Raw genomic sequence first — 18662 nt, 5'->3', positions numbered from 1 at the left:
ACAGCGCGGCCTCCGGCGAGCGACCACCGGACGGCCCGCGCCGAAAACGCAGCGCGTGAATTTAAAGGCTTCAACTTATGCCCGGCTTGATGGCACTTTTTTTAATGCGGATAAATATATGATTAATATAATATGACGATTTGGCGAAACAGCGCGACAGCTTCAGGAAAGATTGACGAAGCAGCGCGATAGCTTCCGGTAAGATAGCGGAAATAGCGTCCTGAATCCGCGAGTCACATTAAACCGGTTGGGACGCCACTCATGGATACAGCGATTTCACGTCCGAAGATTCTATCGATCAAAGTCACACTGACTGGAATATTATCCGTCCTTATGACGATTACCATCGGTCTTTCGGCATGGGGGCTGCACCGTGAGTATCAAGAAAGAGAAATCACGGAGAGCGTTGCCTCCTATGCCATCATCGACCGTGACCTTTTCGCGGCGCTTTCAAATGTCCGTGTCGAGCGCGGCGACGGCTCGAACGCCCTCATTCGCGAGCCTCAGGACGGCGCGAACCTGCAGAAGTCCGTGTCCACCGCCCGCGGCAAGGTGACGACCGCCGTTCAGGGGGCGCTTGCCGGGCTTGCCGCCCTGCCGAGCAAGGAAGAAGCGCAGGCTCGTGCCAGTCTCGAAGCTGCCTTCACGGCCTGGGAAGCCGTGCGGCGGGACTATGACGCCGCGTTGAGCCAGCCGGTCGCCTCGCGCGACAAGGCCCTGCGCGATCGCTATCTCGACCGTGGAACCGCACTCATCGACAGCGTCGAGCAGGCCTCCAGGATCGTCGAACAGGAGATGCAGGCGCTCGATCCCGCCACCTCCCGGCTCATCCAGATTCGCAACCTCGTCTGGTCCGCCCGCTCGATGGCGGGACAGAACGTGTTCGCGCTGAACGCGGCCCTCGCCGAGAAGCGGCTGATGACGGCGGCCGAACTCCACGCCCTCGACGATACCAACGACACCGCCCGTTTCGCCTGGAAGATGGCGAGCGAGATGATCTCGAGCCCCGGTATTCCGGACAGCCTCAAGGCGGCGCAGGCCGAAGCCGACGCCGCCTATTTCACCGGCCCCTTGAACCAGGCCCGCGAGGCGGTCTCCGAAGCGCTAACCGCCGGCAAGATGCCGGACATCGATTTCGAGAAGTGGCGCGTCGATGCCCGGGCGGGCCTTTCGAAGATCGCCGACACTGCCACCCTCGCTGTCACGCTCGTGGTCGATGACGCCCACGCCGAACACCGGGATGCCAATCGGGGCTTCATCATCATCGCGGTCGTCGTCGTATTCACGGTGCTCTTCGCCGTCGCCGGCTTCGTCGTCGTCAACCGGCGCGTGGTGCGCGGCATGACACGGCTGTCGGATTCGATGCGCACCCTGGCGGCCGGCGACACCGAAGCCGAGATCGCCGGCGTCGGCCGCCGCGACGAGATCGGCGACATGGCCGCGGCCGTGCAGGTCTTCAGGGACAACATGATCCGCAATGCCGCGCTGGAGGCCGAGGCGAAGGCCCGCGAGGCCGAGGCGGCGGTCGAACGGCGCCGGCTGATGCAGGACCTCGCCGACCGCTTCGAGAACGCCGTCGGCGGCATCGTCGCCGCGGTGTCCTCCGCCGCGACCGAACTCCAGCACACCGCCGAATCGATGTCCTCGGCCGCCACCGAGACCGCGGCCCAGGCGACGACCGTCGCCGCCGCCGCCGAGCAGGCCGCCAACAACGTTCAGGTGGTGGCGAGCGCGGCGGAGGAAATGGGGGCGTCGGTGCAGGAAATCGGCAGCCAGGTGGAGCGCTCCGCCGGCATGTCGAAGCTCGCGGTGTCCGAGGCCGGCCAGACCGGCGCCCTGGTGCGCGAACTGTCGGAAGGCGCGATGCGGATCGGCAATGTCGTGCAGCTGATCTCCGGCATCGCCGCCCAGACCAACCTGCTCGCCCTCAACGCCACCATCGAGGCGGCGCGGGCGGGCGATGCCGGCAAGGGCTTCGCGGTGGTCGCCGCCGAGGTGAAGACGCTCGCCGAGCAGACTACGCGCGCCACCAGCGAGATCTCCGCCCAGATCGGCACCATCCAGGCCGCAACCGAGCGGGCGGTCGGCGTGATCGGCGGCATCGCCGGGCGCATCCAGTCAATGGACGATATCGCGGCCTCGATTTCGGCCGCGGTCGAGCAGCAGGGCGCGACCACCCATGAGATCGTGCGCAACATCACCGAGGCCGCCTCCGGCACCGGCGAGGTCACGCGCAACATCACCGGGGTCGCGGGCGCGGCCGACCAGACCGGCGCCGCGGCGTCGCAACTGCTGTCGTCGTCCTCGGCGCTGTCCTCGCAGGCAGAACGCCTCGGCCACGAGGTCAACCGCTTCCTCGAAACCGTCCGCGCCGCCTGACGCGCGGCGGCACCAACAAAAAAACGGGCCGGATGCGATGGCATCCGGCCCGTTGGTCTTCAAGCCTTCACGGCGCCCGATTCAGGCCAAGTCGCCCGATTGGCCAAGTCGCCCGATTCAGGCCGCGGCGCTTGGCTCAGGCCGCGGCGCTTGGCTCAGCCTCGCCGTCTTCGTCGGGCATCGCCTCGGAAACGAAGATCAGCCGGTCGCTGCCCGCCGTCACGCTCACCCGCTCGCCGTCGTGCACGGTGCCGGACAGGATGCGCTCGGCGAGCGGATCCTGCACCTCGCGCTGGATGACGCGCTTCAGCGGCCGAGCGCCGTAGACCGGGTCGTAGCCCTTCTCCGCCAGCCATTCGAGCGCGCTGCGGTCGAGATCGAGCACGATCCGCCGGTCCTCCAGGAGTTTCTCCAGCCGCTTGAGCTGGATCGACACGATCGCCCCCATCTCGGTCCGCCGCAGGCGGTGGAACAGGATGATGTCGTCGAGCCGGTTCAGGAACTCCGGCCGGAAGTGCGCCCGCACCGTCGCCATCACCATGTCGCGCACCGCGTCCACATCCTCGCCGTCCGGCTGGTTGGCCAGGAACTCGGAGCCGAGATTCGAGGTGAGCACGATGATGGTGTTGCGGAAGTCCACCGTCCGTCCCTGCCCGTCCGTCAGCCGCCCGTCGTCGAGCACCTGCAGGAGGACGTTGAACACGTCCGGATGCGCCTTCTCGATCTCGTCGAACAGCACGACCTGATAGGGCCGGCGCCGCACCGCTTCGGTGAGCGCGCCGCCTTCCTCATAGCCGACATAGCCCGGAGGGGCGCCGATCAGCCGGGACACGGAGTGCTTCTCCATGTATTCCGACATATCGATGCGCACCATCGCGCTTTCCTCGTCGAAGAGGTAGACCGCGAGCGCCTTGGTCAGCTCGGTCTTGCCGACGCCGGTCGGGCCGAGGAACATGAACGAGCCGATCGGCCGGTTCGGATCCTGCAGTCCGGCCCGCGCGCGGCGCACGGCGGTGGAGACCGCGTGAACCGCCTCCGCCTGGCCGACGACCCGCTTGGCGAGTTCGTCCTCCATGCGCAGCAGCTTCTCGCGCTCGCCTTCGAGCATCTTCTCGATGGGCACGCCGGTCCAGCGCGACACCACGCCGGCGACATCGTCGGGCGTCACGGCCTCTTCGACCATCGCGCCGGACTTCGCCTCCTCCAGCGCCTTCAGCTCGCGCTCCAGCTCGGGAATGCGGCCATAGGCGATTTCGCCGGCCTTGGCGAGGTCGCCGGTGCGCTGGGCCTTTTCCAGGTCGCTGCGGGCCTGATCGAGATCGGCCTTGATCGACTGGGCACGGCCGAGCTTGTCCTTCTCCGCCCGCCACCGCGCGGTGAGGGTCGCGGACTGCTCCTCCAGATCGGCCAGTTCCTTCTCGAGCTTGTCGAGACGCTCCTTGGAGGCGGTGTCCGTCTCCTTGCGCAGCGCCTCGCGCTCGATCTTGAGCTGGATGATGCGGCGATCGAGCTCGTCGAGCTCCTCGGGCTTGGAATCGACCTGCATCCTGAGCCGCGACGCGGCTTCGTCGACGAGGTCGATGGCCTTGTCCGGCAGGAAGCGGTCGGCGATGTAGCGGTTCGACAGCGTCGCCGCCGCCACCAGCGCCGAGTCCGTGATGCGGACGCCGTGGTGCAGCTCGTACTTCTCCTTCAGGCCGCGCAGGATCGAGATGGTGTCCTCGACCGTCGGCTCAGAGACGAACACCGGCTGGAAGCGGCGGGCGAGCGCCGCGTCCTTCTCGACATATTTGCGGTACTCGTCGAGCGTGGTCGCGCCGATGCAGTGCAGTTCGCCGCGGGCGAGCGCCGGCTTCAGCAGGTTGGAGGCATCCATCGCGCCATCGGACTTGCCGGCGCCGACGAGGGTGTGCATCTCGTCGATGAACAGGATGATGCCGCCGGCCGCCGCCTCGATCTCGGACAGCACCGCCTTCAGTCTCTCCTCGAACTCGCCGCGATATTTCGCGCCGGCGATGAGCGAGCCCATGTCGAGCGCGAGCAGGCGCTTGTCCTTGAGGCTTTCCGGCACGTCGCCGTTGACGATGCGCAGCGCCAGCCCTTCGGCGATGGCGGTCTTGCCGACGCCCGGCTCGCCGATCAGCACCGGATTGTTCTTCGTGCGGCGCGACAGCACCTGGATGGTGCGGCGGATTTCCTCGTCGCGGCCGATGACCGGGTCGAGCTTGCCGTCACGCGCGGTCTGGGTCAGGTCGCGGGCATATTTCTTCAGCGCGTCGTACTGGGATTCGGCGGACGCGGTGTCGGCGGTGCGCCCCTTGCGCAGGTCGGCGATCGCCGCCTCGAGCTTCGCGGGCGTCGCGCCGGCGGCGCTCAGGATCTTGGAGGTCTCGGCATCCTTCTCGCTCGCGAGCGCGACGAGAAGCCGTTCGACCGTGACATAGGAATCGCCGGCCTTCTTGGCGAGCCGTTCGGCCGCCTCGAACACCTTCGCCGTCGGTCCGGCGAGATAGAGCTGGCCGCCGCCCGAGCCGCCGACCTTCGGCACCTTGGCGAGCGCCCGTTCGAGCGCGGCCCGCGCCTCGGCGGGATTGCCGCCCGCGCGCTGGATCAGACCGGATGCCAGCCCCTCCTCGTCATCCAGAAGCACCTTCAGAAGGTGTTCGGGCAGGAACTGCTGGTGGCCCTGGCCGAGGGCGCCGGTCTGCGCCGACTGGATGAAGCCCCGTGCGCGTTCGGTATAGGTTTCGAAATTCATGTCCCTCTCCTTTCCGCCCCGGCCACCCTAGCGGCATGGCGGGCATCGCGGATTGCGGAGCCTCAAAACGGCCTCCGCGGCACCGGATGGCTCCGGCACCGGGTTTCATATGGTGTTGCAGGAACGACACGGAAGGGGGGTTCGGCGGATATTTCGCACGGCTTCAACGCGCCCGCCCGGACATGAAAAAGGCCGCGCCAGCCGGCGCGGCCTTTCCCGATTTCGATGCGTCCGGTCGCTGGACCGGTGCGTTGCGGCCTACTCGCCGCCCAGCGGCAGCGACGGCTCGCCCACGGCCTCGGCGGCCTCGGCCGAGCGACGGCCGCGGCCGCGGCTGCCGCGAACCCGGCGGCGCGGGCGCGCGGCGCCCTCCTCGTCACCCGCCTCGGCTTCGGCGTCCGGAACCTGGGCAGCGCTCGCGATCTCCTCGTCGGCCTCGGCGGCCGGACGCGGCGTGCGCGGCGGACGGCCACGGCCGCGGGTCGCCCGCGGGGCCGGCTCGGCCGGCGCGGCTTCTGCGGAAACGGGCGGCACCTCCGCCTCGAACGATGCAACGGCCGGCTGCGCCTCGTCAGCCGCAGCGGGAACCGGAGCCGGGCTCGGGGCGGGGGCGGCGGGCGCGCGGGCGGCGTTCACCGGCTCGGGCGCGATATCGGGCTGCTGGCCGAGGCCGGGGGGCAGGGTCGGGTCGCCGTTGTTGAACACCGGGCGCTCGAAGCGCTGGTGGCGCGGGCGCTGCTGGTAGGGCGCATCGCCGTTGCGGCCGCCCTCGTGGCGATAGCCGCCTTCCTGGCGATTGTCGTGGCGCTCCGAACGCTCCGAACGGTCCTGGCGTTCGGGACGGTCCTGGCGCTCCTGGCGCTCGGGACGGTCCTGGCGCTGGCCCTCGAAGCGGTTGCCCTCGCTGCGGACGTTGTTGTCGTAGCGATTGTTGGAGTCCTGGTAGCGGCCTTCCTGGCGCGCGCCGTCGAAATCGTCGTCGGCGGTATCGTCCTCCCGCACGAACACGGGATGAGGAGAGGTCGCATTCGCCGCAGCGATGATGCGATAATAATGCTCGGCGTGCTGAAGATAGTTCTCGCCGGTAACCGTGTCGCCCGAAGACTGGGCATCGCGCGCAAGCTGCATGTACTTTTCAGCGATGTGCAGCGCAGTGCCACGAATCTTCACATCCGGCCCATTGGACTCATAAGTCCTCGTCAACGGATTTGGGCCTTTCCGATTGTTATTGCCGTTATTATTATTGTTATTGTTGTTATTCCTGCCACGGAGGCGCTTGTTGGGATTTCCCTGTCTCATCCGATCGCTTCTCTAAAAGAAAGGGCCCCGCCACGCCGCGCGTGGCCTCGCCCGTTCACCGGCGTCACCGCAGACGGCCAGAGGCCTGCGCGGCGCGTCGCCCAACCGGCCGGCCGCATGCGGCCTCCGGCATTCCTGGTCATGGCTTCCCGTTTACCCGGCGGCATCCTGAACCGATGCGGGCCGGCTTGCTTTCCGGCGGTGTCGACGCCCGAAATCCAGATCGCGCCCCTCGGTTCGCGCCCCTCGGTTCCCCTGCCACAAGGGCGGATGTTCAAGCCCCACGCGAATATCCAAGACCCGTCCCCCGCAAGGCGGAGAACGACGACAGCCCATGAAATTCAGCGCCTCTCGGCATTTGCCGGAGCACGCGCCAGCCCTTGGGGAAGGTGCGTTCCTTGGGACGGTGCGTTCCGGCGGCACGGCGTTGTATTACCGAGGCACTGGATTGCAGATACGATGTCCGAACGCCACCGGTTCGTGAACCGACCGGGAGAGAAATCGTCTCCGGCCTTGTCCGGGTGAACCGCGCGGCAGGCAAAAGCCATTGCCGGACGTCACATCCCAGTGATCGTCGCCCCCCTTCGGCTGCAATCACCAGCGCTTTGCTTCGGCGAAATGGACGTTAGCCGCTTCGGCGCTGATTTCCAAGGGCTATTTTCAGGCGATTTTCCTGAACATTTGGCTCATCTTGCCGTCGTCCGCCGGCCTTCGATCACGCGGTCGAGCCCCGCCAGATCGCGCCGCGCGAACACCGCTTCGAACCCCGCCCGCGTCATCAATGCGGCGACGTCGCGCTCCTGCCCGGCGCCGATCTCCACGATCAGCCGTCCCTCCGGCTTGAGGGCGGCGAACGCCGCGGGGATGAGCGCACGGTAGGCGACGAGCCCGTCCGGACCGCCATCGAGTGCCAATGCCGGATCGTATTCGAGCACGCCCCGATCAAGTGAAGCCATATCACTAGACGTAATATAGGGCGGATTCGAGACAATGAAATCGAAACCGGCCACCGGAAGCCGTGAAAAATCGCCGACGACCCCCAGAAAGCGGGTGCCGACGCCTGCGGAGACCGCATTCTTCACCGCCGCCGCCACCGCGCCGGGCGCGAGATCGAGCCCGACGGCGACGGCGTTCGGCCGCTCCGAGAGGATCGCGACGGCGATCGCCCCGGTTCCGGTGCCGAGATCGGCGAAACGCAGCGGCGCGTCGCGATGCGGAAAGGCCGCGAGCGCCGCCTCCACCACAGTCTCGGTATCGGGCCGCGGCTCCAGCGTGTCGGGGGCGAGCGCGAACGGGATGCCCCAGAACTCGCGCCGGCCGAGAAGGCGGCCGACCGGCTCGCCGTCAAGGCGGCGGCGCGTGAAATCCGCGAGCCGGGTCTGGCCGTCGGCGGTCGCCGCCCGGTCGCCCTCGATCACCACGGCCGTCGACGACAACCCGAACGCCTCGGACACCAGAAGCCGCGCATCGAGATCGGCGGTCGGCAGGCCGGCGGCACGGAAGGCCGCGCGTGTGCGGATCAGAAGGTCCGCGATGCGTGTGCCGCTGTCCGCCGCGTCCGGCATCGGCCGCCTCAGGCCTCTTCGGCCGCGAGCAGCGCCGCCTGGTGCTCGGCGGTCAGCGCGTCGATGATCTCGTCGAGCGCCTCGCCGGAAATCACCTGGTCGAGCTTGTAGAGCGTCAGGTTGATGCGGTGGTCGGTCACGCGGCCCTGCGGGAAATTGTAGGTGCGGATGCGCTCGGAACGGTCGCCGGACCCGACCTGTCCGCGGCGGGCGGCGGAGCGCTCCGAATCGCGTCGCTCGCGCTCGGCGTCGTAGAGCTTGGCCCGCAGCAGCATCAGCGCCCGCGCGCGGTTCTTGTGCTGCGAGCGCTCGTCCTGCACCGCCACCATGATGCCGGTCGGCAGATGGGTGATCCGCACCGCCGAATCGGTGGTGTTGACGTGCTGGCCGCCCGCTCCCGACGAGCGGTAGAGATCGACCCGCAGTTCCGACGGATCGAGGTCGATATCGACGTCTTCCGCCTCCGGCAGCACCGCCACGGTCGCCGCCGAGGTGTGTATGCGCCCGCTCGATTCGGTCGCCGGAACGCGCTGGACGCGGTGCACGCCGGACTCGAACTTGAGCCTCGCGAACACGCCGACGCCGCGCACCTCCGCGATCACTTCCTTGTAACCGCCCGCCTCGCCCTCGCTCGACGACACCGGCTCCACGGTCCAGCCCCGCGCCTCGGCATAGCGGGTGTACATGCGGAACAGGTCGCCGGCGAACAGCGCGGCCTCGTCACCGCCGGTACCGGCGCGCACTTCGAGGATGGCGCTCTTGGCGTCGGCCTCGTCCTTCGGAATCAGCGCGAGGCGGATCTCGTGGGTCAGCCGCTCGACCTCGTCCTGCAGCACGGGCCGCTCGGCATTGACGAGGCCGGTCATCTCCGGATCGTCGGCCAGCGCCTCGAGATCGGCGAGTTCCTGTTCCGCCCGGCGCAGCGCGGCGATGGCGTTCACCACCGGCGACAGCTCGGCATATTCCCGCGACAGCTTCACCAGGGTCTCGGCATCGGGGCCGGATCCGAGCCGGTCCTCGATGATGGCGAAGCGCGCCGACAGGGCGTCGAGCTTCTCGGGGGAGATGGTCATACCGGAATCCCGTTTTCCTCGGCATAGGCCTTGAGGAACGCGCGCAGGTCGCCGCTCCAGCAGCCCGGCTCCAGCCGGGGCAGCAGGCGGGCCCTGAGCCGGCCGAGATCGAGGCTGCGCACCATCTCCTTCACCGGGCCGATCGAGGCCGGCGGCATCGAGATCGTGCGGAAACCGAGCGCGATCAGCACCATCGCCGTCAGCGGCTGGCCGGCCATCTCGCCGCAGAGCGAGACGGGAACGTGCAGCGCCTCCGCCTTCTCCACGATCAGCCGCAGCGCCCTGAGGAACGGCACGGAAACGGGATCGTAGCGGCTCGAAACCCGGGTGTTGCCGCGGTCCGTCGCGGTCATGAACTGGAACAGGTCGTTGGAGCCGACGGAAACGAAATCGACCTCTTCCAGCAGTTCGTCGAGTTCGAACAGCAGCGACGGCACCTCGATCATCACGCCGTAGCGCAGCGTTTCCGCGATCGGGTGGCCGTGGCGTCGCAGGTGGCGGATCTCGCGGTCCACCAGCGCGCGCGCGGCGCGATATTCCTTCACCATGGTGACCATGGGGAACATCAGCCGCAGTTCGCGGCCTGCGGCGGCCTTCAGCAGCGCCCGGATCTGGGTGCGCAGCAGCGCCGGTCGGTCGAGCCCGAGCCGGATCGCGCGCCAGCCGAGGGCGGGGTTCTCCTCCTCCACCGAGCGCAGGTACGGCAGCAGCTTGTCGCCGCCGATATCGAGCGAGCGGAAATTGATCGGCCGGTCGCCCACCGCCTCCAATACCTGGCGGTAGAGCTCTTCCTGCTCGGAGACCCGCGGCAGCCGCGCCGCGACCATGAACAGGAGTTCGGTGCGGAACAGCCCGACGCCCGCCGCGCCGGATTCCTCCAGCTGCGGCATGTCCACCAGAAGGCCCGCATTGAGGTGCAGCGCGATGGCCGTGCCGTCCTTGGTCACCGACGGCTTGTTGCGCAGCCGGCGGTAGCCGGCCTGGCGGCGGGCCCGGAACCGCACGCGGTCGGCGAAGGCGTTCTCGATGTCCGGCGGCGGCCGCAGGTGCACGTCGCCGCTTTCGCCGTCGACGATGATCGCGTCGCCGGCCTCGGCGAGCGATACCACCGTGGCGACCTGCCCCACGACCGGAATGCCGAGCGCCTTGGCGACGATGGTGATGTGGCTCGTCGGGTTGCCTTCTTCGAGTACCAGCCCGCGCAGGCGGTCGCGCTCGTAGTCGAGCAGTTCGGCCGCGCCCATGTTGCGCGCGACGAGCACCGCGTCTCGCGGCAGCGTGGCGAACTGTTCGCCGGCGCGGCCGACGAGTTCGCGCATCAGCCGGTTGGCGAGGTCGTCGAGATCGTGCAGCCGCTCCCGCAGATAGGGGTCGGTCGAGCGCAGCATCTGCGCGCGGGTATCGGACTGCACCTTTTCGGCCGCCGCCTCGGCCGTCAGGCCGTTGCGGATCGCCTCTTCCATCTTGCGCGCCCAGCCGCGGTCGCGCGCGAACATGGCATAGGCCTCGAGCACGTCGCGGTGCTCGCCGTCGCGGGCGACCTCGCGCCGCTCCAGCATGTCGTCGAGCGAAAGCCGCAGCCGTTCGAGCGCGAGGTGGAGCCGCGCAAGTTCGTGGCCGGCATCCTCCGCGATGAGGTTCGTGACCACGACGCGCGGCTCGTGCAGCACCACGTGGCCGAGCCCGACGCCGTCGGCGAGCGCGAGGCCGGTGAGGTGCATCGGGCGGCGCAGGTCGAGGCCGCTGCCCTGCTTGGGCGCGAGTTCGATCTCTCCCGCCGCCACCATCTCGGCGATGACCATGGAGGTGGTCTGGAGCGCCTCGATCTCCTCGTCGGAATAGGTGCGGTGGGCCTGATTCTGCACCACGAGCACGCCGAGCATCCGCCCCGCCCGCAGGATCGGCACGCCGAGGAAGGAATTGTAGATTTCCTCGCCCGTCTCCGGCTTGTAGGCGAAGGCGGGGTGGGACTGGGCGTCGGCGAGGTTCAGCGGCTGCGCGCTCGCGGCGATGAGGCCGACGAGACCCTCGCCGACCTTGAGGCCGGTGTGATGCACGGCCGCGCGGTTCAGGCCTTCGGTGGAGAACAGCTCGAGCACGCCGTCGGCGCGCAGCAGATAGACCGAGCAGACCTCGGCCACCATGTTGGCCGCGATCAGGACGACGATCTTGTCGAGCCGTTCCTGCGCGGCGATGGGCTCGGCCATCACCTCGCGCAGGCGGCGCAGCAACAATCTTGGACCGGCGGAAGGAGACCGCATCGCGCCCGACGTCTCCAGGCTGCGACCGGACGGGGCCGGTCGGGTTCAGTCATCGTCCGCCGGGCGAACCTGCGTCCGGCAGCGGCCGCGCCGCGTGTCCTGGCCCGGCCGAGGCCGGGTTTCCGGCAGGACGACGGCCGCGCGGTCCGCGCGCACCGGTTGCGCCGGCGATGGACGACGGCGGCGTCAGGCCGCGTCGAGTCCGTATAGCGAATGCAAAGTCCGGACCGCAAGCTCGGTGTAGGCCGCATCGATCAGCACGGAGATCTTGATCTCCGAAGTCGAGATCGCGCGGATGTTGATGCCCTTGGAGGACAGCCCCTTGAAGCAGGCGGCGGCGACGCCTGCGTGGGTGCGCATACCGATGCCGATCACCGACACCTTCACAACATCGGTGGAGCCCAGAATCTCGTGGGCGCCGATCTGGTCGGTGGCAGCCGCGAGCACGGCGCGGGCGCGATCGTAGTCGGTCGCCGGCACCGTGAAGGTGATGTCCGTCGTCGAGCCGTCGCCGGTGACGTTCTGGACGATCATGTCGACATTGATGTTCGCCTCGGCCAGCGGCACGAACACCGCCGCGGCCACGCCCGGCTTGTCGGCCACGCCGCGCAGCGAGATCTGGGCCTCGTCCTTGGAATAGGCGATGCCGGTGACGACCTCGTGTTCCATGATTTCGTCCTCGTCGCAGATGAGGGTGCCGGGTGGAAGACCGTGGGCGCCGATCTGCGGCGCGTCGGGATCGTCGAAGCTCGACCGCACGAAGGTACGGACCCGTTCCACCATGGCGAGTTCCACGGAACGGACCTGGAGCACCTTGGCGCCGAGGGAGGCCATCTCCAGCATTTCCTCGTAGGAAACGCGGTCGAGGCGACGGGCCTTCGGCACGATGCGCGGATCGGTGGTGTAGACGCCGTCGACATCGGTGTAGATGTCGCAGCGGTCGGCCTTGATGGCGGCGGCGATGGCGACCGCGCTGGTGTCGGAGCCGCCGCGGCCGAGGGTCGAGATGCGGTTGTCGGGCGCGATACCCTGGAAGCCGGCGATGACCGCGACCTGGCCGCCGTCGATCCGCTGGGTCAGGAACGCACCGTCGATGCCCATGATGCGCGCGGCGCCGTGGGCGCCGTCGGTCTTGAGCGGGATCTGCCAGCCCTGCCACGAGCGCGCGTCGACGCCGATCGACTGCAGCACGATTGCAAGCAGGCCCGACGTCACCTGTTCGCCGGAGGAGACCACCGCATCGTACTCGCGCGCGTCGTGCAGCGGGCTCGCCTCGCGGCAGAGGCCCACGAGCTTGTTGGTCTCGCCCGACATCGCGGAAACGACCACGGCAACCTGATGGCCCGCATCGACCTCGCGTTTGACGTGGCGGGCGACGTTGCGGATTCGGTCCAGGTTGGCGACGGAGGTGCCGCCGAACTTCATCACAAGGCGGGCCATCGTGGAGGGCTCTTCTTCGGGCGGGCGAGGCCGCGCGGGCGGCCTCCGGGCGCGTCGGTCCGCGGGCCGATGAGACCGCGGCGACAGGTGGCGATCGATTTTGAACTGTTCAACGGCCTGGAAGCCGGAACCGGCGGGGGTGTTACAGGAAACAAAGCCGCCCCGCAAGGCGGCCCCCTTTTTGCCCGGAACCGGCCGGTCCGGTCCGCCTTCGCGGAGCGCGGAGCCGACGGCGCGGGTCAGCGCGGGCGGCTGTTGGCCGAGGGGCCGTAGCGGTTCGGCCCGGCATCGCCGGGCACCAGGGCGAGCACGAGGAAGAAGAAGATGAAGTTCACGAACGGGATGAACAGGATCAGCGAGAACAGCGCGCTGTAGCCGCGATCGTGCAGCCGCTTCACGGCGAGCGCGAACTCCGTCCAGAGCGCGATGCCGATGATCACGAGGAACGGCAGGTTCGGCTGCGCGATGAGCTCCTGGATCTCGCCGCGCATCGGGCTCATGAGCACGACCTCGACCAGCGTGATCAGCACGAAGCCGAGAAAGAACGGCTCGCGGCCGATGCGGCCGTCGAACGAGAACAGCAGCCAGAGGATGGAGGTTTCACGGCTCGCGTTGGTGGGTGGGTGCGCCATCGCGGCCCTCGGACATCACCGACGGCCCGCGCCTCGCCCGAAGCGCGCATCCATCGGATGCAATCATCTGATCGACGGGAAAGCGCTCAGGATTCAAACGCTTGAGCATGTTCCCGCCGTTTGGACCCGCGGGGTCCGGACGGCATATGCTCTAATGCCTGCCCGCGGCTTTGCCAACCGGCAATGGCGCCGGTCACGATGGTTTCACCCTGAGGCCGCGACCCGCCGCGCGGCGCCGCCGGGCGATTATGCGCCGCAGCATGTTGAACGCGGCTGCGAGCGGGGATAAATCAACCCTTGTCGGCGCGTGACACGCAAACGATCCGCATCCCCCGCGACCGTCCGCAGCGGGAAGCCGGCGGGAGGAGTGTTGGCAATGAGCGCAACAGGCGAAAGCCGCCGGATCACCGTGCCCGACATCACCGCACGCAAGGGTGGCGAACCGGTGGTGATGCTGACGGCCTATACCGCGCCCATCGCCGGTTTCCTCGACGACCATGTCGACATGCTGCTGGTCGGCGACAGCCTCGGGATGGTGGTCTACGGCCTGCCGAGCACCCTCGCCGTCACGCCCGAGATGATGATCGCTCACGGTTCGGCGGTCATGCGGGGCTCCAGGCGCGCATGCGTGGTCATCGACCTGCCATTCGGCGCTTATCAGGAGAGCCCGGAGCAAGCATTCCGCACCGCTGCGCGCATCATGGCTGAAACCGGATGCTCGGCGGTGAAGCTCGAAGGCGGCATCGAGATGGCGGAGACGATCCGCTTCCTCGTCGACCGCGGTATCCCCGTCATGGGCCACGTCGGCCTCACGCCGCAGGCGGTCAACCATCTCGGCGGCTTCCGCGCCCGCGGCCGCTCCAATGCCGAGCAGGAGAAGATCACCGCCGACGCGGTCGCGGTGGCGGAAGCCGGCGCCTTCGCCATGGTGGTGGAGGCGGTCGTCGAGCCCCTCGCCCGCCGCATCACCGAACTCGTCCCGGTCCCGACCATCGGCATCGGCGCCTCCGTCGCCTGCGACGGCCAGGTGCTGGTGATCGACGATATCCTCGGCACCTTCGCCGATTTCACGCCCCGTTTCGTCAAGCGTTACGCGGATCTCGGCACCGAGATCGGCGCGGCGGCGGCGAGTTATGCGGCAGATGTCCGCGCGCGGCGCTTCCCCGGCGCCGAGCACACCTTCGCCGTCCGGAAGCCCGCCCGAACCTGACTTCCGCCGGCCGCGGCCAGTGCGGCGTCACCACGCCGGCGCCTCATCGCGATCGCGGGAGGCGGCGCGGCCGGCCCGTCATCCAGCACAGCAGCACCAGACCACGGGTTCCTCCGCCATGGAGATCGTCCACACGGCCGCCGACCTTCGCCGCGCGCTCGAGGGCGCGCGCGCGACGGTCTTTGTCCCCACCATGGGCAACCTGCACGAAGGCCATCTCTCGCTCGTGCGCGAGGGCCTGCGCCGCGGCGGCCCGGTGGTGGTGAGCATCTTCGTCAACCGCCTCCAGTTCCTGCCGCACGAGGACTTCGACCGTTATCCCCGCACCCTCGCCGACGACGCCGCCAAGCTCGCGAGCGTCAGCCCGGACGTGCTGGTGTTCGCGCCCGACGAGCGCGAGATGTATCCGGAGCCGCAGAGCTTCAAGGTGGTGCCCGATCCGGCGCTGGCCGACATCCTGGAGGGCGCATTCCGGCCGGGCTTCTTCACCGGCGTCGCCACGGTCGTCGCCAAGCTCTTCGGGCTCGTCCAGCCGCGCGTCGCCGTGTTCGGCAAGAAGGACTACCAGCAGCTGATGGTGATCCGTCGCATGGTGCAGCAGCTCGCCATGCCGATCGAGATCGTCGGCGCCGATACCGCCAGGGCCGGCGACGGCCTCGCCCTCTCGTCGCGCAACGGATTTCTGAGGCCCGAGGAGCGGAGCGAAGCGCCGGCGCTCGCCGCGGCACTCGACCGCATCGCCCGGCAGATCCGTGCGGGCGGCCGGGATATCCCCGCGATCGAGGCGGAAGCGGTCGCCGGGATCGCCGCACGCGGCTGGGCGGTCGACTACGTCACCGTCCGCCGCCGCTTCGACCTGCTGCCGCCGTCGCAGGACGAGATCGGCACGCCGGAATGCCTTGTGGCGCTCGCCGCTGCCCGGCTCGGCGCGACCCGCCTCATCGACAATGTGGAAATCTGACCGGAAGGGACCCGACGGCCCGGACAGGGCCTGCGCACTGGCGGCGCAGGCTGCAAACCGGGTGGCGCCGCCGGCGGGGGCGCCTCGGCGCAGTCCGGAACGACCGCGCCGCGTCCAAATCTCAAGATCTTGCTGATCTCAAGCCTTGACGGCCTCAAGCCTTGGCGGTCTCAAGCCTTGGCGGTCTCAAGTCTTGCCGGGCGGATCAGGTCTCCGCCCGGATCGTCATGAAGAGGCTCAGCGCTCTTCCTCGTCCTCGACATCGCCGATGATGTCGGTCATGTCGTCGCCCTCGTCGTCGTCTTCTTCGAGGAACGTGTCCTCTTCGGCGCCGATGTCCTCGATCTGCTCGTCCTCGATGTCCGGCACGTCCTCGACACCTGCGGTCTCGGCGTCGGCGTCCTCGAGCGACACCAGCTCGACGTCGACGACCTCGTCCTCGACCTCGGGATCGTCCGCGACGACGGCGGCCATCTTGGCGACCTTCTCGGGACGGACGGCAGAACCGACGTCGAACACGGTCCCGCACTTCGGGCACAGGATCGGCGTGCGGTTCAGATCGTAATAGCGGGTGCCGCAATTCGGGCAGTGCCGCTTGGTGCCGAGTTCCGCTTTCGCCACGATCGCGCCTCGTCTGTCTGGGTCAGTCGGATAGTCTGGTCGGTGCGGCGGAGTACGGCCCCGCCGGACGGCAAAAACCGCCCACCTGTTGTCGTAAGCGGCGCTCCCTTACATGCGCAAGGGGGCGCTGTCAAAGCCGAAGAAGCAATCGGAAAGCGGGCTTTCGCGCCTCACCCGGCACGCGGCGCTGGAGGAGCGAGGTGGGAGCGATGCCGCTCGACGGCGTGACGTGCCCATACGGGCATGTTAGGACGGCGCATCTCTGTCCGTATCGTGTCGCCTGTTCGCCGGAATTTCGATCCCATGAGCCACTCATCCACCCCCGTCCCGCTGACAGCTTCTGCCTCCAGCGCCCTCAGGGGACATGTCCGCGTGCCCGGCGACAAGTCGATCTCGCACCGCTCGCTGATGCTGGGCACCCTCGCCGTGGGCGAGACGACCATTTCCGGCCTGCTTGAAGGCGCCGACGTGCTGGCGACGGCTGAAACGATGCGTGCCCTCGGCGCGCGCATCGAGCGCGACGAAAACGGCATCTGGCACGTCCACGGCGTCGGGGTCGGGGGACTGATGGAGCCGGCCGCCGCGCTCGATTTCGGCAATTCCGGTACCGGCGCCCGCCTTTGCCTCGGGATGGTCGGCACCCATCCGATCGCGGTGACCGCCGTCGGCGACGCTTCCCTTTCCCGCCGGCCCATGGGCCGTGTGCTCGGGCCCCTGCGGCGCATGGGCACGGAAGTCGTGGCGCGCGCGGGCGACCGGCTGCCCCTGTCGATTCGCGGCGCGGAGACGCCCATTCCGATCGAGTACCGGCTGCCGATCGCCTCGGCGCAGGTCAAGTCCGCCATCCTCCTCGCCGCGCTCAACACCCAGGGCACCACCACGGTCTTCGAGCCGACGGCGACCCGCGACCATACCGAGCGGATGCTGAAGGGCTTCGGCGCCGCGATCGAGGTCGAGCCGGACCAGAACGGCGGCCGCGTGATCCGCATCCACGGCCCCGTGGAACTGAAGCCGCAGGATGTCGCCGTTCCCGCGGACCCGAGCTCGGCCGCGTTCCTGATCATCGCGAGCCTGATCATCCCGGGTTCCGAGATCTCCATCGACAACGTGATGCTGAACCCGACCCGGACCGGGCTGTTCGACACCCTGATCGAGATGGGCGCGGATCTCACGATCAGCAACCGCCGTCTGTCCGGCGGCGAACCCGTCGGCGACATCACCGTGCGGTCGAGCCGGCTGCGCGGCGTGACCGTGCCGGCCTCCCGCGCGCCGTCGATGATCGACGAATATCCCGCGCTTTCCGTCGCCGCCGCCTTTGCCGAGGGCGAGACGGTGATGGAGGGCCTCGCTGAGCTTCGCGTGAAGGAATCCGACCGGCTGGCGGCCGTCGCCGCCGGCCTCGTCGCGAACGGCGTCGACCATCATGCCGGTCCCGACTGGCTGACGATCCGCGGCCGGACCGCGCCGATCGGCGGCGGCGTGGTAGAAACCCACCTCGACCACCGCATCGCCATGGCGTTCCTGGTGATGGGGCTGGCGGCCGACAAGCCGGTGACGGTCGACGACACCACGATGATCATGACGAGCTTCCCCGAATTCCGCAGCCTCATGACCAGCCTCGGCGCGGTATTCTCCGAGGCCGAACTGCCCGGCACCCGCCGATGATCATCGCCATCGATGGGCCGGCGGCCTCCGGCAAGGGCACGCTCGCCCGCCGGCTCGCCGCCCATTACCGGCTGCCGCATCTCGACACCGGGCTGCTCTATCGCGCGGTCGGCGCAGCCCTCATCGAGGCCGGCCTGCCGCTCGACGACAGCGCGGCGGCCGTCGGCGCGGCGGAGAGCATCGACCTCTCGCGCCTCGATGCCGCCGCCCTTTCCCGCCACGACGTCGGCGAGGCCGCCTCCCGCGTCGCCGCGATCCCGGCTGTCCGGGCCGCGCTGCTCGACCGCCAGCGCAGCTTCGGCCATGGCGGGCCGGGGGCCGTCCTCGACGGGCGCGATATCGGCACCGTGGTGTTTCCCAACGCGGACGCCAAGCTGTTCGTGACCGCCACGGTCGCCGAACGGGCACGTCGGCGGACCGCGGAGATGGCGAGCCGCGGGCTTCATGCGGACTACGCGACGATCCTCGCCGATCTCGAGCGCCGCGACGCCCGCGACAGCAACAGGGCCAGCGCCCCGCTGCGGATCGCCGAGGATGCCATCCTGCTCGATACAACCAATCTCGACGCGGATGCCGCTTTTCTGCGCGCCCTCGACCTGACGGACGCCGCCCTCCGGCTCTAATTCTGCCCACCTGCCAAGGGGCAAAACCGACTGACGTCGGCCGTGGCGTCGCGCGAAAATCTCCCGGTTCTGTAAGACTTTCGGCTAGCCAGCACCTCCTTCGACCGGCCCTCCGGCCGCGGCGGAACGCAAATTCGCTCGTGCGGGGCTCATTGCACAGCCTGCCCACCAGGAA

The 18662-nt window shown here is 68.7% G+C and carries 13 protein-coding genes; 5 read left to right on the top strand and 8 right to left on the bottom strand.

The genetic code is table 11. The annotated features are described in order from the left end of the window. Positions 1-333 precede the first annotated feature (333 nt). On the top strand, positions 334-2379 hold the full coding sequence (locus BUF17_RS13655) for a methyl-accepting chemotaxis protein (RefSeq protein ID WP_084564657.1): 2046 nt from the start codon (positions 334-336) through the stop codon (positions 2377-2379). Positions 2380-2515: 136 nt separating this feature from the next. Here the strand turns inward: BUF17_RS13655 and clpB are convergent, their stop codons facing one another. From clpB to BUF17_RS13620, 7 genes are all read right to left on the bottom strand, one after another. Beyond that, the gene (gene clpB / locus BUF17_RS13650) at positions 2516-5137 is read right to left on the bottom strand and encodes an ATP-dependent chaperone ClpB (RefSeq protein WP_073629577.1); all 2622 of its coding nucleotides are present in this window, start codon (positions 5135-5137) and stop codon (positions 2516-2518) included. Between the two features lie 258 nt (positions 5138-5395). Then, positions 5396-6436 carry a DUF4167 domain-containing protein gene (locus BUF17_RS13645; protein ID WP_073629575.1) on the bottom strand — a complete coding sequence of 347 codons (1041 nt, stop codon included), beginning with the start codon at positions 6434-6436 and terminating at the stop codon, positions 5396-5398. Positions 6437-7122: 686 nt separating this feature from the next. Beyond that, positions 7123-8001 (bottom strand): peptide chain release factor N(5)-glutamine methyltransferase, encoded by an 879-nt coding sequence (gene prmC / locus BUF17_RS13640; RefSeq protein WP_073629573.1) that lies wholly within the window; start codon positions 7999-8001, stop codon positions 7123-7125. An 8-nt stretch (positions 8002-8009) separates the two neighbouring features. Then, positions 8010-9074: a peptide chain release factor 1 gene (prfA, locus tag BUF17_RS13635; RefSeq protein WP_073629571.1), complete on the bottom strand. Its 1065-nt coding sequence runs from the start codon at positions 9072-9074 to the stop codon at positions 8010-8012. Next, entirely contained in the window at positions 9071-11335 is a 2265-nt protein-coding gene (gene ptsP, locus BUF17_RS13630; RefSeq protein ID WP_073629569.1) for a phosphoenolpyruvate--protein phosphotransferase, read from the bottom strand. The genes prfA and ptsP overlap by 4 nt, the downstream gene beginning before the upstream one ends. A 186-nt stretch (positions 11336-11521) precedes the next feature. After that, positions 11522-12775 carry an aspartate kinase gene (locus tag BUF17_RS13625; RefSeq protein ID WP_073629567.1) on the bottom strand — a complete coding sequence of 418 codons (1254 nt, stop codon included), beginning with the start codon at positions 12773-12775 and terminating at the stop codon, positions 11522-11524. 239 nt (positions 12776-13014) lie between these two features. Continuing rightward, positions 13015-13407 (bottom strand): DUF805 domain-containing protein, encoded by a 393-nt coding sequence (locus tag BUF17_RS13620; protein WP_073629565.1) that lies wholly within the window; start codon positions 13405-13407, stop codon positions 13015-13017. A gap of 376 nt (positions 13408-13783) precedes the next feature. Between BUF17_RS13620 and panB the strand changes: the two genes are divergently transcribed. Further along, on the top strand, positions 13784-14617 hold the full coding sequence (panB, locus tag BUF17_RS13615) for a 3-methyl-2-oxobutanoate hydroxymethyltransferase (RefSeq protein ID WP_073629563.1): 834 nt from the start codon (positions 13784-13786) through the stop codon (positions 14615-14617). A gap of 118 nt (positions 14618-14735) precedes the next feature. Further along, the gene (gene panC, locus BUF17_RS13610) at positions 14736-15578 is read left to right on the top strand and encodes a pantoate--beta-alanine ligase (protein ID WP_073629561.1); all 843 of its coding nucleotides are present in this window, start codon (positions 14736-14738) and stop codon (positions 15576-15578) included. Between the two features lie 237 nt (positions 15579-15815). On the opposite strand, the gene BUF17_RS13605 is transcribed toward panC, so the two are convergent. After that, on the bottom strand, positions 15816-16199 hold the full coding sequence (locus BUF17_RS13605) for a TIGR02300 family protein (protein WP_073629559.1): 384 nt from the start codon (positions 16197-16199) through the stop codon (positions 15816-15818). A gap of 303 nt (positions 16200-16502) precedes the next feature. Between BUF17_RS13605 and aroA the strand changes: the two genes are divergently transcribed. Both aroA and cmk read left to right on the top strand, forming a co-directional pair. Beyond that, positions 16503-17864, top strand: coding sequence for a 3-phosphoshikimate 1-carboxyvinyltransferase (gene aroA, locus BUF17_RS13600; RefSeq protein ID WP_175563699.1), 1362 nt, complete (start codon positions 16503-16505; stop codon positions 17862-17864). Beyond that, complete coding sequence (gene cmk, locus BUF17_RS13595) at positions 17861-18487, top strand: (d)CMP kinase (RefSeq protein ID WP_073629557.1); 627 nt, start codon at positions 17861-17863, stop codon at positions 18485-18487. Before aroA ends, cmk begins: the two co-directional genes overlap by 4 nt. Positions 18488-18662: the final 175 nt, after the last annotated feature.

The organism is Pseudoxanthobacter soli DSM 19599 (assembly GCF_900148505.1).
Taxonomy (GTDB): Bacteria; Pseudomonadota; Alphaproteobacteria; order Rhizobiales; family Segnochrobactraceae; genus Pseudoxanthobacter; species Pseudoxanthobacter soli.
The sequence above is the reverse complement of the archived record's forward strand: the minus strand, read 5'-3'. Positions and strand labels throughout refer to the sequence as shown.